Source organism: Microcoleus sp. M2_D5 (genome assembly GCF_036701935.1).
In the GTDB taxonomy this organism is placed as follows: Bacteria; Cyanobacteriota; Cyanobacteriia; order Cyanobacteriales; family Microcoleaceae; genus Microcoleus.
This window is the reverse complement of the sequence record NZ_JAUBRP010000115.1, coordinates 1-14,216: the sequence shown is the minus strand read 5'-3', so window position 1 is coordinate 14,216 and position 14,216 is coordinate 1. Positions and strand designations below refer to the sequence as shown.

The 14,216-nt window shown below is 47.0% G+C and carries 13 protein-coding genes; 9 read left to right on the top strand and 4 right to left on the bottom strand.

Going from position 1 to position 14,216, the window contains the following annotated elements:
• Nucleotides 1-244: 244 nt before the first annotated feature.
• The 3 genes from QUA50_RS27880 to QUA50_RS27870 all read right to left on the bottom strand — a co-directional run bounded on the left by QUA50_RS27880 (nucleotide 245) and on the right by QUA50_RS27870 (nucleotide 1,564).
• Complete coding sequence (locus tag QUA50_RS27880; RefSeq protein ID WP_333041853.1) at nucleotides 245-523, bottom strand: Photosystem I reaction center subunit PsaK; 279 nt, start codon at nucleotides 521-523, stop codon at nucleotides 245-247.
• 298 nt (nucleotides 524-821) lie between these two features.
• Nucleotides 822-1,034, bottom strand: a complete 213-nt coding sequence (locus tag QUA50_RS27875) for a chlorophyll a/b-binding protein (protein WP_333056696.1) — start codon at nucleotides 1,032-1,034, stop codon at nucleotides 822-824.
• 404 nt (nucleotides 1,035-1,438) lie between these two features.
• A complete protein-coding gene (locus QUA50_RS27870) occupies nucleotides 1,439-1,564 on the bottom strand; it encodes a hypothetical protein (RefSeq protein WP_263053573.1) in 126 nt (41 codons plus the stop codon).
• Between the two features lie 49 nt (nucleotides 1,565-1,613).
• Between QUA50_RS27870 and hflX the strand changes: the two genes are divergently transcribed.
• Nucleotides 1,614-3,206: a GTPase HflX gene (gene hflX, locus QUA50_RS27865; RefSeq protein ID WP_333268466.1), complete on the top strand. Its 1,593-nt coding sequence runs from the start codon at nucleotides 1,614-1,616 to the stop codon at nucleotides 3,204-3,206.
• A 657-nt stretch (nucleotides 3,207-3,863) separates the two neighbouring features.
• Here the strand turns inward: hflX and QUA50_RS27860 are convergent.
• Nucleotides 3,864-4,061 (bottom strand): hypothetical protein, encoded by a 198-nt coding sequence (locus QUA50_RS27860; RefSeq protein WP_333268464.1) that lies wholly within the window; start codon nucleotides 4,059-4,061, stop codon nucleotides 3,864-3,866.
• A gap of 655 nt (nucleotides 4,062-4,716) precedes the next feature.
• Between QUA50_RS27860 and grxC the strand changes: the two genes are divergently transcribed.
• From grxC to QUA50_RS27820, 8 genes are all read left to right on the top strand, one after another.
• On the top strand, nucleotides 4,717-4,980 hold the full coding sequence (grxC, locus tag QUA50_RS27855; RefSeq protein ID WP_333268462.1) for a glutaredoxin 3: 264 nt from the start codon (nucleotides 4,717-4,719) through the stop codon (nucleotides 4,978-4,980).
• A gap of 67 nt (nucleotides 4,981-5,047) precedes the next feature.
• A complete protein-coding gene (gene gshB, locus QUA50_RS27850) occupies nucleotides 5,048-6,007 on the top strand; it encodes a glutathione synthase (protein ID WP_333268460.1) in 960 nt (319 codons plus the stop codon).
• Between the two features lie 224 nt (nucleotides 6,008-6,231).
• Nucleotides 6,232-7,371 carry a Gfo/Idh/MocA family oxidoreductase gene (locus tag QUA50_RS27845; protein ID WP_333268458.1) on the top strand — a complete coding sequence of 380 codons (1,140 nt, stop codon included), beginning with the start codon at nucleotides 6,232-6,234 and terminating at the stop codon, nucleotides 7,369-7,371.
• A gap of 102 nt (nucleotides 7,372-7,473) precedes the next feature.
• Entirely contained in the window at nucleotides 7,474-9,288 is a 1,815-nt protein-coding gene (locus tag QUA50_RS27840; protein WP_333268457.1) for a CHAT domain-containing protein, read from the top strand.
• Nucleotides 9,289-9,454: 166 nt separating this feature from the next.
• The gene (locus tag QUA50_RS27835; protein ID WP_333268455.1) at nucleotides 9,455-10,036 is read left to right on the top strand and encodes a hypothetical protein; all 582 of its coding nucleotides are present in this window, start codon (nucleotides 9,455-9,457) and stop codon (nucleotides 10,034-10,036) included.
• A gap of 681 nt (nucleotides 10,037-10,717) precedes the next feature.
• Complete coding sequence (locus QUA50_RS27830) at nucleotides 10,718-13,219, top strand: glycosyltransferase family 2 protein (protein WP_333268453.1); 2,502 nt, start codon at nucleotides 10,718-10,720, stop codon at nucleotides 13,217-13,219.
• Nucleotides 13,220-13,311: 92 nt separating this feature from the next.
• A complete protein-coding gene (locus QUA50_RS27825) occupies nucleotides 13,312-13,698 on the top strand; it encodes a hypothetical protein (protein WP_333268451.1) in 387 nt (128 codons plus the stop codon).
• A gap of 195 nt (nucleotides 13,699-13,893) precedes the next feature.
• Nucleotides 13,894-14,085 carry a hypothetical protein gene (locus QUA50_RS27820; RefSeq protein ID WP_333298955.1) on the top strand — a complete coding sequence of 64 codons (192 nt, stop codon included), beginning with the start codon at nucleotides 13,894-13,896 and terminating at the stop codon, nucleotides 14,083-14,085.
• The last annotated feature ends 131 nt before the right edge of the window (nucleotides 14,086-14,216 follow it).

The following is a 14,216-nucleotide window of genomic DNA, read 5'->3' as shown; positions in this document are numbered from 1 at the left end:
CCGTCTTTTAAGGACGGGCGGGACGCCCATCCCACAATAACAATTAAAATTGTAAGTTATTTAATTCGCGATCCTAAGCCGATCTAATAATGGGGATGGTAAAAAAACCGATTTCTGCGCCACTTCATATATAAAATTAAAATTAGGGGTAAACGCTTTTCACTTACCCCTACCATTTTTTTGGCGCTTTTTAACTTACTAAAAAATCTAGCAATAAATCACCACAAAAGCGACGCCATTTATGCTAGAAATATTTGTCGATGTTGAGGGTCAAAATCATAAATGCTCCGAGCAAATGACCTGCGCTCATGCAAGCCAGAAATGCCGGTACGCTAACATTGTTGAACAAAGAGGGGAAGGGTAAAGGCATTTTCGGCCCGACGTGGGGATACCAAATTCGGCGGCTGAGAACTAGCAATGCTAAGATATTGCAAACAAACATCACTATTGGTTTTTGCCAATTTCCTGATGCTGTGTCAGCCAGGGTCGATTCTACTACTGCCAGTAAATTTGAGTTAATCATCGTTGATGCTCCTATTTTTCATAAATTATCAGAAATGCTTGATGAGATTTCTTGCCAAAAATACAGCAGGGGCGATCGCCCTTACGCAATAAATATCTGTTGCTATTAATATTCACCGCGCCAGCTACAGCGCCCCCACCCGTAATCGTCGAATCACAGCAAGAAGTCTTTTAATGCCATTCAAAAGTAACGAAAGATACAAAGGGACAAAACCATACTCGCTGCCATTTGTAACTTTTAGCCTGTCTGGCAGTGGCGGCATTTACTCACGCTGCCAGACAGGAAAGACAGCTACTCATTACTGAGCAATGTAGGTAGGCAGAAAGTGAAGTATGTCACGCAGAACGCTAAATCCAGCAGCGTCCCAGAGCAAATAAGCTAAGAAACCGATCATCGCTAAGCGACCGTTCCAAAGTTCTGCTTGCGGGTTGAAGCCAAACAAGAAGGCATTCCGATCTTTGCCGTTGTAAGCATTAGCTGTTGGAGGCAGGTTGGTAGGACGAGTTTCCATGTTTTTACATTCCTTAACAATGTTTCGCTTCTCATGGTAGTGGCCTAATTTCTGCTTTGCTATCTGTCTCTAGGCTCAAGATACACACAAGTCTAAAGGAGGATTTTGAAACGGAAAAAAAAGTGTTAAGTTTTGTTGCGCGAGATTTTTTACCGATCGCCTGTATCTGTAAATACTAAATACAACTGCAAGTTGAGATTGCGGCTGTGAAAAGCCCGATCGCCCCGTAGTGACAAACAACGGCGCTGGTGACTCGACAATACTGAACCCGCGCTCTGCTAGAGGCAAGTAAATTTAGTAATTTTCAATTTAAAACCCGAACACGATCGCCCTTGAGTTAACTAAAATAGGAGATAAACAGATCGATCGGGAGAAACAGTTATCGAAACCATCTACGGCAATCTTCAAGGTTTAAAGTCCAGCCAGCTCAAGCAACTCGAAAAGCTGTACCACCAGCGACTACCGGGCGATCGCATCACCACTGCAGAATTCGCCCAGCGCGTCGCCGCCATCAGCACGGAAATAGACAAACCAATCTGCACCTACATCAACCGTCGCGGACAAGTAATTCGCGTCGGCGTGGGTACACCCCGCCAAACCCAGATTGCGCCCCTAGAATTGCCCCGCTACGGGGGAGGTCGCCTCAGCGGCATTCGCTGCATCGCCACCCACCTAAAGCCAGAAACCCCAAGCGAAGCAGCCCTCACAGCAATGGCAATTCAGCGGCTGGACGCCCTCGTTTGGCTGACACTGACGGGGGGAGGATTTCAGCGCCGCGGCGGCGGTGCGACTGGTTACATCCAAGAAACTTATCTCGCTCACCTGATACCCCAAGGAGAGCGGCCAAATTTTGAGTTCTCTGTTTTGAGCGCTCAGTTAGAACCAGATGCAACTGATGAAAGAGAAGAACCTTCAATTCCCAAGTCACTAATTCAAACTCAACACTTTCCCTGGAAAATATCAGAACCGCTGAATTTGGACGAACTCGCCGACCAAGACTTTCTGGATTTGGTGGAAGGACTCGAAGCAGAGTTTCAAGCAGAGTTTGTCGCTAAGCAGGTCGATGCAGACCAAGATAAAGTGCTGTTGGTAGGTGTCATGACTCAGCACATGACTCAGTTGGAGTTTGAGGACGGGCTCGCAGAAATCACGCGGCTGGTTGAAAGCGCCGGGGGTCAGGTACTGCAAACAGTGCGCCAAAAACGATCGCGCCCCCATCCGCAGACAGTGGTCGGCGAAGGCAAAGTTCAGGAAATTTCCCTCACGGCTCAGACGATTAGTGCTAACCTCGTGGTATTCGATCGCGACCTGGCCCCCGCACAAATACGGAACTTGGAAACTCAGATAGGTATCCGCGTCGTCGATCGAACAGAGGTAATTCTCGACATCTTTGCCCAAAGAGCTCGATCGAGCGAGGGTAAATTGCAAGTCGAACTCGCTCAGCTAGAGTACGCCCTGCCCAGGCTCACCGGTCGCGGTCAGGCAATGTCCAGGCAGGGCGGCGGCATCGGTACCAGAGGCCCAGGGGAAACCAAGCTAGAAACCGAACGGCGGACGATCGCCAAACGCATTTCTCGATTGCAGCAAGAAGTAAATCAACTGCTGGCGCACCGCTTCCGGCTGCGGCAGAACCGCCACCATCACAACGTACCCTCAGTGGCGATCGTCGGCTACACCAACGCCGGTAAATCTACTCTGCTCAACCTGCTCACAAATTCCGAAGTCTATGCCGCCGACCAGTTATTTGCCACCCTCGACCCCACAACTCGACGGTTGACCATTTCCGGCGTCACCGGGGAACCCTTGTCGATCGTCCTGACAGATACAGTGGGCTTTATTCGCGAACTGCCTCCCGCCTTGATCGACGCTTTCCGGGCTACCCTCGAAGAAGTCACAGACGCCGATGCTTTGCTGCACCTGGTCGATCTCTCCCATCCCGCGTGGCAGAGCCAAATTCGATCGGTCATGAATATTTTGACAGATATGCCCGTAACTCCCGGCCCAGCCCTTGTCGTCTTTAACAAAATCGATGCCGTAGATGGAGAGACTCTCGCCCTCGCCCGAGAAGAATTTCCTCAAGCAGTATTTATTTCGGCCGCCAAAGGTTTGGGGATGGAAACTCTCCGCGACAGACTAGCTCAGCTCATTCAATACGCCCTCTACCCTCGGTAAATACTTAAATATTCCTTTTGAATAGTTGACATGGGGGAATATACGTACATATACTGAGGACAGATTTAGTCGAAATATGAGATGATAAAAGAGTAGTCAGATTGTGCATGGCAAAGTACAATACAGCAGCTCTATTTGGCGATCGGTTAAATAATTAATTTCCGGAGGCCGCGGTCAAGGTAAAAAGACTCTTTGTTAAGGGCTGTAAGGGCTGTTGGTTCAGAGGTAGCAAAAAGATGTTGCTTAACTGTTGCTTAACTCTGTGTAAACTACCTGTCTGTGAAAACCTCTGTGCAAACCTCTGTGCAAACCTCTGTGCAAACCACGGTACGGGATGTCAAGGTAAAAGAGAATAATTTTATTAAAGTGTTTGGGCACTTACCTCAAACGCTATACTATCTTTTACAGACGTTCGCGAGAGAATACATCTTATTGATTGTAAGATTGATTGTAAGAACTCTAAAATCCTTGCCCGTCGTACAGCGCTAATCTCTAGGACTATTTCTATTTTTCGATTTTACCACTGTTTAACTAAATAGTTATGTGTACGCCACTGGCAAAACTAGCAATTGGACTCTCTGCCACAATGGCAACAGCGTTTTACTATCTAGCTGCCGCCCCTCCGGCAGCTGCAGTAGATGTCTGCGGTCCCGGAAATTATTCTACTGCCTGTGCCCCCACGCCGGCATCCACCCCAACGGCATCCGAGAGCCCATTGGCGACCCAGCCGCGTTTATCCCAAATATACAGAACTACACCTTCGAGAAATGCAACTTCTATTCCGGAACCGGGTACTGCGATCGCAGTCCTACTGACAGGTGCAGGTATGATATGTTCCTGCAGAAAGCGAAACAATCAGGTTGGTCCGCAGCGCTAGGCAGGCTGATGACCAACCTGTTTGCCTTTAAAATGTCTCCGTTTTTTTGAAGCGAGGATATTTGTTTACTTAAATTTATATAAATAAAAACTTGTATAAAAAATAACTTGACACCTAGCTTGTGCGCTGCAAATAGAGCCAGATTGGGAATGAAGAAAGCGATAGCGACTTCAGTCAATCGATTTGAGATTTGAGATTTGAGATTTTAGAGGCGACCCCACGGATAAATGCTCTTTCTTGAGGACTTTAGATTTTCGATTTGGGATTGATTTGCGCGAGATAAATCACGTGGCGGGTACCACATGAAGAAATTCCTGGTCAGGGCAAAAACAAGGAAGAAGGCAAATGCACTTCCTGGCAAGGGTTTTAGCAATGAATAACCTCCCGTGCAACGCCAGAAGATTGCTATATGTTGCTATATATAATAAAAATTAAAATATAAAAATTAAAATAAGATTGGTTAAGATAAATGCTTCGCACAGTTTTTGATATGTCACCTTAAAATAAGGGTTTCAACGCTCCTAGGCAAATTTGCTACCAACGAAAAATCGAGGGTTTCAGCCTAGGAAGTCAAAAAAGTCCGCACTAGGGTTAAGATTAAAATTAAAAAATATTGTTATTGCTTGAGCGTCCATGACCCCTAAAGTAGAAATTTACACTTGGAGAACCTGCCCGTTTTGCATTCGTGCCAAAGCACTGCTCAAACGAAAAGGGGTTGATTTCACAGAGTACGCGATCGACGGAGATGAAGCGGCACGGGCTCAAATGAGCGATCGAGCCAACGGAGGCCGCACCCTGCCCCAGATATTTATTAACGACCAGCACATAGGCGGCTGCGACGACATCCACAAACTCGATACTCAAGGCCTGCTAGATCCGCTGCTAGCAGCAAAATGAGGCATTCCCTGTGGAATTTTCAATTAGCCCAAATTTTTAGGCGACCAATTCTTAATTTTAACTGACAATGAAATTTGCATTCATCATCGATCCCCTCGCGCGACTAATTCCAGGACACGATACCAGCGTAGCGCTGATGGAGGCAGCTCAAGAGTTGGGTCACGAAGTCTGGGCGACTCAAGCCAACGAACTAAGCGTCATCGGCGGCAAAACCTGGGCAATGCTGAGTCGGGTAGCCCTCACCCCAGTAAAAGTAGTAGAGGGACGCTGGGAGGCGGATGAGGCTTGGTACCAGGTAGAACAGCCTACTTTGCAGCCTCTGGAAGCAATGGACGCTGTATTTATGCGGACAGATCCCCCAGTCAACATTCCTTACCTCTACGCTACTTACCTTCTAGATGGCATCGATCCGGCTAAAACTTTGGTAGTTAACAGTCCCAAAGGATTGCGGGCGGCGAATGAAAAGATGTATGCTTTGCAATTTGAAGGAGCGATCCCCGATACAATTGTTTCTCAAAACAAGCAGGTAATTCGGCAATTTGTTGAGAAAAAAGGAGCAGCAGTTCTTAAACCCTTGGGTGGCAAAGCTGGCGAGGGGATTTTGTTTTTGGAAGCGGACGATCGCAATCTTAACTCCCTGGTCGAAATTAGCACTCAACAAGGGCAAATTCCAGTGATGGTTCAGACTTATCTGCCGGAAGCCAAAGAGGGAGACAAGCGGATTATCTTGTTAAACGGCAAGCCGATCGGTGCTATCAACCGTATTCCCACCGGCAATGAATTTCGCGGCAACATGGCCGTCGGCGGCCGAGTCGCAAAAACCGAAATTACCGATCGCGAACGGGAAATTTGCACTCAGTTAGAACCAGTGCTGCAACGGGACGGACTGTACTTTGTCGGGATTGATATCATTGGCGGTTATCTCACAGAAGTTAATGTCACCAGCCCTACAGGGATCAGAGAAATTGACTTGTTTGACGGGGTTAGTTTGGGAAAACAAGTAATTGAATGGGTGGTTAGTCATTAATCAGTAGACATCTCCCAAAAATACAGTTTTGAACAGGCAAGATGCCTGTTCCACAAGAATTATGGGAGAGGTCTATTAGTCATTAGTTATTGGTCATTAGTTATTGGTCATTAGTGATTATTTATTGGTGGCAGCTAACAAATAACAACTAACAACTACAAACAGCAAACTATCAACAGCCAACAGCCAACAGTCAAAAGTCAACAGTTAACAACTATTAAATTATGTCAAAAATTGGCGTTGCAGTAGTCGGTACAGGTTTCGGTCAAAAAGTACACATTCCCGGATTCCAGGCACATCACCGGACAGAGGTTGTGGCTGTTTACCACCGGAATTTAGATAAAGCAAAGGATCTCGCCTCTAGCCACAATATCCCCTACGCTTGCGACTCGATCGCCGATATAGTAGCCATCCCAGAAGTAGCGGGCGTCAGCATTTCCACACCGCCATTTTTGCATTATGAAATGGCAAAAACCGTCTTGGAAGCAGGCAAGCATTTATTATTAGAAAAACCCACAGCCCTGACAGCAAATGAAGCCAGGGAACTTTACCGATTGGCAAACAACGAATCTCAAACCGATTTTATAAATGGTGGTTCGAGAGCAATTGCCACAATGGACTTTGAGTTTCGCTTCATCCCCGCATGGCAAATGCTAGCAGAATTATTGGCAGCAGAATATGTGGGAGAAAAGCGTTTAATTAAGATTGATTGGCTGGTATCGAGCCGCGCCCCTTCGAGTCGCCCCTGGAATTGGTACGCGCAGAAAGAGCGAGGCGGCGGAGTTTTGGGCGCGACGGGTTCTCACGTTTTTGATTATATTAGCTGGCTGTTCGGCCCGCCGCAGAGGCTTTCTGGGAACTTGATAACAGGCATTTCGGCGCGGCCCGATCCGCATGATTCGGGAAATTTAAAACCCGTAGATGCAGATGATTCTTGCACGTTGATGTTGGAATTAGCTGGGGGAACGCCTTGCCAAGTTTGTTTGAGTTCGGTTACGTATCAAGGGCGGGGACACTGGGTGGAAATATACGGGAGTAAGGGTACGTTGGTGTTGGGAAGCGACAACCAGCAAGATTACGTCCACGGATTTCGCTTGTGGGGTTCCCAAGGTGGAGAACCTTTAGCGGAAATCAAAATTCCTCAAAGATTGGAGTTTCCTCAAGTTTATCCAGACGGGAGGATTGCACCGTTTATTCGAGTAGTAGATAGGTGGGTAGAAGCAATAGATGCCGGTAAATCCTTGATACCGTCCCTCAGAGAAGGAGTTTACTCGCAGTTGTTGATGGATTTGACCCAGGAGTCGAATGCTACGGGAACTTGGGTAGATTTACCGAATATAGATAAATTTTTGGGCACTCAGTAAAAACTCCCAAAGCAATCTCTCGCACTCGATCGCACCCCAAACCCGATAAACTACGAATAGATAAAGTCGATCAATCCCTATATCCAGAGTCGGTAGTTGTGAATGGCGCGCCCTGAAAGTCCTTGCCTCAGTATAGCGATCGCTCGCCTGAGAACCGCTGGGGCAAACCATTTTGCCACTTGGGTTCTACAAGCTCCCTATCCCAGCGGGTACGTTCACCACGACTGTATGTGGCCCGATACCCTCTCCCAATCTTGGAAAGCTTGGCAGGAAATGTTTTCGCCCTCCGGGACAATTCACGAATTGCCCCTAAATCCTGATGGCAGTTTGGTCTCGCAGGAATTCAACCAGAATATACTGGCAGAAACTGAACAACGAACACCGACGCCCTCTGTGCCGCTCCACCTCGGTCAACGGGGGTGGGGCGACAAGGGGGATCGACATCCGCCTCGGCCACCGGCAAGCTACAGCAGCCGCCTGATGCAGCATTTGGGGATTAATCTTTGGCAGTGGCTGTTTGAAGGGCCGATTCAGGGCAGTCTCCAGGAAAGTAAAGGTATCGCGATCGGGCAAAATCTACCCCTGCGAGTGCGCGTAGACTTGCGCGAACCGTATTTAATTGCTTTACCTTGGGAAATTATGCAGCCTCAAGCCGGTCAACCGGCAATTTCTCTGTCGCAGCAACTGCTTTTTAGCCGCACTACCAGCAATGTTGAACCTTTGCCACCCCTGCATCCTGCGGAGTCGCTCAACATTTTGCTAGTTTTGGGACAAACAGAACCAGGGGGCGGTGCTAATTCTCAATTTTCCAACAGTAATAACGGTCATTTGCAGTTGGGAGAAGAAGCACTCGCCCTAGCTGGCATTCTGGAAAGTGCTTTTCAAACCGACGACAGCGGCAAATATTTTGACATCAGCGTTCCGACTCGCGTCGATACTCTGATCGAACCGACTCCGGCGGAACTCATTTCTCGGCTGGAAACGCAAGCTTACAACATTCTGTTTTACGCCGGCCACGGGATACCGGGCCCCGACGGTGGCTTGCTGTTTTTGGGGCCGGAAACGGCGATTAATGGCACTGAACTGGCTCAGGTATTAGTTCGGTGCCGGGTGACTCTGGCGGTGTTTAATGCCTGCTGGGGAGCTCAGCCGGCGGTGGAGAGGCTGCACTCAACTAACGGCCAGCAACAGGCGATCGCCCGCAGCAGTTTGGCTGAGGTACTGATCCATCACGGGGTGCCGGCGGTATTGGGGATGCGGGACTCGATCGCCGATCGCGAGGCCCTGAGTTTTATCCAAACTTTTGCCCAAGCTTTGGCCGGACGGATGTCGGTCGATCGGGCCGTGGCCGTCGCCAGACAGCAGTTACTGACGCTCTACAAGTTCAATCAACCGGCTTGGACGCTGCCTGTGCTGTATATGCACCCTGAGTTTGACGGTCAGCTAACTGAGCCGGTAGATGACCTGAAAACTGAGTTGCCTTTAAATTCTTCTACTTGGCTGGGACGGTTGCCGTCTTGTGCTTATTTGCGGGGGCGCGATCGACCCAATGGCAAATCCACCGACTCGAGCAATCAGGTTTGGCCCATTCGCGCAGGTATGGTTCGAGTCGGACGCTGGGAAGAAAACGACGTAGTGATTCGAGAACAGTGGGTTTCTCAAAAACACGCCGAGATTTTCTGCCGAAACACGATCGGAGATAGCCGGGAAGAACCTAGCTACTTCCTGCGCGATTTTTCTCGCTACGGGACTCTAGTTTTGGGATCTGAGGGATGGCAGAGAGTTCACCACCAAGAATTGCTGCTACGCAGCGGGACTCAGCTAAAATTTGGCAGTTCTCAAGGTCAGATTTTTGAGTTCACTATTGAGGTTCCTAAAACTTCGGGCTACAGTGAGACTGATTGCGGAACGAATTAAGGTGCGGGTGTAGCTAATGAAGACAAGCGGCGAGTAGCACAGCAAAGTTCTAGGCGTTAAGTCTCCAGTCTGAATTTAAGAGAGTTACTCACCACTGATAGCTCGGCACTAGCTCTTGGCACAGTCCCCCCTCTGTCTTTTCCTTTTCCCACTTAGGTATTACATCATGGCTACCCAATCTACTGATTCTGAATATTTTCGCGATTCTCAAACTCAGGCCCAGATGGAACTTCTCGCCACAATTGTTCAGACTGATGTTGCTTACCCCTGGAATCCTGCACAGCTTGAATCGGAATCTTATTTAACTGCCCTAGAGCAGGAATTTGCGCTATCTGATTCATTCAGCGACAGCGATATTGCCCTGAAGTCCCAAGTTTTATTCTCGCAATTAGAACAAGTTTGGCTGACGACTGCTCTGCAAAAGTCTTTGCGCGAAAAATTTGCTCGCGTTCCTCAAGATTTTCTGACCAGCATCGCTCAAAGCGTGCAAAATGCCACTGTTAAGTATCAATCTTTAGCTGACCAAATGGTAGAGTGCGTCTTAGATATTTTGCCTCAGTGGGCTGAGGAAGATTTGCAGGTGTTGGCGCGTCCTTTGGCTTATGCCATGCGAGATGTGGATTCGGAAGGGGCGCAATTGGTCATGGCCGCTCAAAAACCTTGGGCCCAATTGTCGGAAATAGAACAAGCCAGAGTTAGTTTGGCTGTCGCCCGGTATGCAATCTCGCAATTAGAAATTGCTGATTAGTTTTTTGATTGCTGGCTTTTTGGGCTGCGATCGCGGTAATTTTTTTGAATAAATATAAAATTTATCTACCTTTAGTTAGATGTCAAAGTCGTCTAATGGTTTAATTTTATGGATTGCTATAGTTTGATATAGCAATCCTATTTGATTTGTAGACAAGATAATTTTTTTTGAACTCTTGCCAGCGCGCCCGAATTTTAGGACTCAGATGTGGCAGCATTTTCCCTAAGCTTTTGTATGGGCGGTGTCGCAGAATGGGCCCACAAGAAATATTTTTGATTGTGGAACATACCGTCGGGTCTGTTGCGGACATTGATGAAATCCTTACCGAAGATTGCTTCTGATATTTTTTCCGGTTGGGTTGGGAATGATAAAGTCAAAGTCGCGCAATTCCTCGTTCCCCCACTCCCCACTCACAATCATTCCAGTTTTACCGAAATTGATATGGCTTCTCTCCTAGGTAACTAAAGCCTTCTTCGTTCTTCCTTCTGCTATATTTGGCCTGGTTTGGACTCGCTAAGCAGTTTGGCAACAGCAAGCAAGATGAAGTATCATACAATGGTCAAAATGTTAAAAAATGTAAATAGAGCAATTGGGGTGTGTGAGAATTTTCAACTGAATTAAAAAGTGGACAGCAGGAAACCCTTACTGTTGGATGCACGATCGGGATCTTAAAATTATTTTATGACAACTTCAAGATTTGATTTTCAAGACTTGAAACGCCGCTTTTGGCGGATTTCGCGGGTGCCGACGGCAACGCTAGTCGTGTTGGGGGCGGTTGCTTTCGCAGGTGCGATCGCCGCAGCCTGGTTTGGCAGTGAAGGTACTGTCAGCGGTATTTTTGCCACAATCAACTCTTGGCAGCAAAACCCGCCTGTGTGGCTGCAAGCGCCTGCTACGAGCAAGATGTATTTGTTACTGCCGACGATCGCGCTTGTCTGTGTTGCTTTAGCTGCAATTAAAATTTCGCCTCAACCGCAGAAATGGTCGCGCGCTGTGGTAGTTGCAATAGTTCTGGCTTTAACCATTCGCTACGTTTTGTGGCGATCGCTCGCTACTCTAAATTTAACCGATCCCCTCAACGGTATCTTTAGTTTGGGGCTGTTTTTCCTAGAAATGCTACTGGTTTTCAACACCAGTATTCAACTGTATTTAATGCTGAGAATGAAAGACAGGCGTCGAGAAGCCGATCGCATGGCAGTTGCAGTTGAAGCTGGAAACTTCACCCCGCCCGTAGATATTTTTATCCCAACTTACAACGAACCTAATTTTATTTTACGGCGCAGTGTAATCGGCTGTCAAGCCTTAGATTATCCCAACAAAAAAGTATATTTGCTCGACGATACCAAGCGGTCTGAAATCAAATTGCTGGCAAAAGAACTGGGATGCGAGTATATAACCAGACCCGATAATATTCACGCCAAAGCTGGAAACATCAATCATGCCACAGCCCTAACAAATGGAGAACTAATTGTAGTTTTTGATGCAGATTTTATTCCCACTAAAAACTTTTTAACTCGCACAGTTGGATTTTTTCAAAATCCCGAAATCGCCCTCGTTCAAACACCGCAAAGCTTTTACAACCACGACCCAATCTCCCGTAATTTAGGTTTAGAAAATGTGCTAGCGCCGGAAGAAGAAATCTTTTACCGGCAAATTGAAATCATCAAAGACAGCGCCGAAAGCGTGGTTTGTTGCGGTACATCTTTTGTAGTGAGACGAACTGCTTTAGAAACAGCGGGAGGCTTGGTCACAGATTCGATATGCGAAGATTATTTTACCGGAATTAGGCTGTCAGCAACCGGATATCGCTTAGTTTATTTAGATGAAAAATTGAGTGCTGGTTTGGCGGCTGAAAATATAGAGGCTCATCTAAATCAAAGGCTACGCTGGGCGCGAGGCACGCTTCAGGCATTTTTTATTGATTCCAATCCTTTAACAATTCGCGGTCTCACATTTGTACAAAGGCTGTCTCATTTGGAAGGATTGCTGCACTGGTTTACCAGTTTAACCAAGGTTTTTTATCTGTTAATACCTTTAGCTTATTCGTTTTTAGGCATAATTCCTTTGCGGGCAAGTGCGCGGGAATTGCTGTACTTTTTCCTGCCTTACTATTTGGTGCAACTTACTGTGTTTTCATGGCTGAACCGCAGATCGGGATCGGCTTTACTTTCCGATCTTTATTCGTTCGTCCAGTGTATTCCTTTAGCGGTGACGGTGGTGAGTTCCATGCTGAATCCCTTTGGGAAAGGGTTTCAGGTGACGCCGAAAGGAATGGCGAGCGATCGCTTTCGTTTTAACTGGAAGTTGGGATGGCCTTTGATTTTATTGTTCGCAGCTACAGCAGTCAGTTTGTGGCACAATTTAAACATTAATTTAGTTAAAAATGTTGGCACCGTACAGTCAATATCAGAAAGTGTAGATTTGTCAAAAAACCTGGGTTGGGGATGGATTTGGAGCGCGTACAACCTGCTGATGCTGGGGATTGCCTTGCTGATTTTGGTGGATATTCCTAAGCCGGACATTTACGAATGGTTCAATTTACGCAGGGTTGTAAAACTGAATATTGGCGGTAAAAGTTTTTGGGGTGTAACCACTGTAATTTCGGAAAGTGGCGCGGAAGTTGCTTTGACACAGTTGCCAAGTTTTGCAGTGAAAAATAAAGGCAGTAAAGAGAGTTTTACAGATACAGAGATTTTGCCAAAATATGCCGTTCCGACAACTTTATCCCAGGGTAAAATAAAAGCGCTCCCTCGCAGTGCGACAGTCAAAGCAAGTATATCTGTAGGGGCGTCTGTTGTTGAGTTGGGCACTGAGCGTCGTTTGGCAAAAGGTTTAATTGATTGCGATTCGGCGACTTTGGAAATTATGGAAGAGAACTGTTTTATTCCGGTGGCTAAGATTGAGTTGGTGAGCGATAAATCTCAGTGGGAGTCGAGTTTTAGGGATGAAAAAAAGTGCTGTTTTGCGGAATTTCCCACTGTGCGAATTGCGTTCGATCGCCTGAACATTAGCCAGCACCGCTGTTTGATCGAAATGCTGTACTGTCGCCCGGGCCAGTGGCAGCGCCAGGAAACTCCCGGAGAATGGCGTTCCCTGTGGCTGTTGTTGAGAATTGCTTTGAAACCGAGGGCTGTTTTTGATAGGAATAGGGGAGTTAAGCCGATCGGAGTTTCGCAAGTTTAGCCCCATCTCGCCGTTAGATCCTGATTGAAATCTCACAGGATGAGTATTGGAGTAAGATAAAGTTAATTATTTTTCTCGACATCACCCAATCCATGAAACTCACCTCATCTTTGTTTTATAAAGCGGTTTTGGTGACAAATTTGCTCCTAGCATCTGTCACTGCTTTCGGTATCGTTGCTCAAGCCGAGACAAAAAGCTCTACTAAAAACTATAAAGCTCAATGTAGTTTTTACGGACAAAATCAACCACAGGCACAAATGATCGGCTGCTCAGTCAAGCAGAGTCTCACCCAAATTACAATTATCTGGGATGATGGATTCACAACCAATATAGTGTCTACACCAGATGATGGTGTTTGGCAATCAATGCCATCTCGCTCGCTCGCCGGAGTAACATTTTATGCCGGTAGCGGACAAGTCTCTAGAGTTGAGATTTACGAAGGCCCCGGCAAAGGCATTCTTGTTGTAAATCCTCTTTAAAGTTAGGTCAAAAAACCCGGTTTGTCTTAAACATCGCGGATAGATCCGTATAGATGTTGATTTAAAAACCGGGTTTTTACCCTGGTATATCCGCGACTGTTAGTATCAAACTCTCCTCTAAAATGACGGTGGCGGTTTTGCTGTCGGGGCGCGGGGTAATACCAATTCTCCAAAATCTTGCAATAGTATGCACCGGTGCGTCGCTGCGAGATCGTCGATTTTTTTGATAATTTAAGGGTAGCGACGCACCCTACAGCTAAAATGATGGTGGCGGTTTTGGTGTCGGGGCGTAGGGTAAATTGGGGGTTTGCGACGGTGAAATTGGGAGATTTGGGCTGCTGCTGTCGGTCAGCTACCAAATACCTGCACCTACTAGGGCGATCGTAATTAATAGTGACAAAATAACTACAGGGGTTTTATTTTTTTGGGACATAACTGTCAAATTAGGGTTTGCTGAATAATCGATCGCACGTTACGTAGCGAAAGCGATCGAGAGCGTGCGAGCGAGTGAAAAGTGC